This window comes from Verrucomicrobium sp. BvORR106 (genome assembly GCF_000739655.1).
Classification (GTDB): domain Bacteria; phylum Verrucomicrobiota; class Verrucomicrobiia; order Verrucomicrobiales; family Verrucomicrobiaceae; genus Verrucomicrobium.
This window is the reverse complement of the sequence record NZ_BATR01000202.1, coordinates 1-1,024: the sequence shown is the minus strand read 5'-3', so window position 1 is coordinate 1,024 and position 1,024 is coordinate 1. Positions and strand designations below refer to the sequence as shown.

Annotated in this window: 1 protein-coding gene; it reads left to right on the top strand. The window is 63.5% G+C overall.

What is annotated here, in order from left to right:
* Positions 1–13: 13 nt before the first annotated feature.
* On the top strand, positions 14–1,024 hold a 1,011-nt coding region (locus BV106_RS34760), incomplete at its 3' end, for a hypothetical protein (protein ID WP_038172882.1).

Below are 1,024 nucleotides of genomic sequence, written 5' to 3'. Positions count from 1 at the left end.
ACGCCGCTCCCTCATGGGCCAGAAGGACGAGCTGCGCCCCTTGATTGAAGAGGCCAAAACCCTTCCTCTGGGTGGCTATGCGGCCGATGCCCTTATTCGCGCCCGTGAGGTCCTCTGGTTCCTCGATCACAAGGCTGAGCGCAACGTCTTCTGTGGCTTCACCGCCGCCAATGCCATCTGCGTCCCCCTGGGTGAACGCCCCATCTTCCCCGATGTGCATGATGACAACGAAAAGGCCATCTTCATCAAAGACGGCCTCTCCGCCTTCGAGCTCAAGGCTCACAGCCATGAAGGGGGCGGCACGCTCAAGGTCATCAAGCGCACCAGCGGACGCACCATCATCGCCCCCTCCGTCATCCACTTCAAGTTCAACCACTACTCCGCCCTCACCGAGACGCTCGAGGGCAAGTACCGCCTCACCGACGAGCACCTCTTCTACGACAGCTGGGTGCCCCCTCAGGCCCTGGAGCAGCAGATGAGCGGCTATTTCCTCGTCCCCGCCGCCACCGCCCTGCCCGCCGGCTATGTCGATGTGAACGATGAAGAGGCCAAGACCGTCTTCGGCCGCCACTGCGTCCATGCCACCGATCCAGAGGGCCCCCCTCCAGTTTGTGAACCTTGCCCTCCCTTGGAGGCCGGCGCCATGGCGACTCATAGCTTCAACGCCATGAACCCGGGCCTGTTCGTCACTGACACGCCCGTGGTGCACACCCCGCCCTATGGCCCCGCCGTCAACTTCAAGGTCACCTATGACCAGCGCAGCACCGTCATCGGCGATCTCCAGGTGACCGGCAACCTCGGCCCCCGCTGGACCCACTCCTACCAGGAGGGCGTGACCCTCAGCGGCACCGGCACCCCCAACACCCAGGTCAAGTGGGTCCAGGGCGACGGCAGTTATTTCCAATACGCCTACAACACCTCCACCTCCTCCTACGCCCAGAAGTACAAGGAGCGCCCCCAGCTCTCCTACCTCACTGCAGGACTCGGCGGCCCCGGCTACCAGCTGACTTTCTCTGATGGCTCC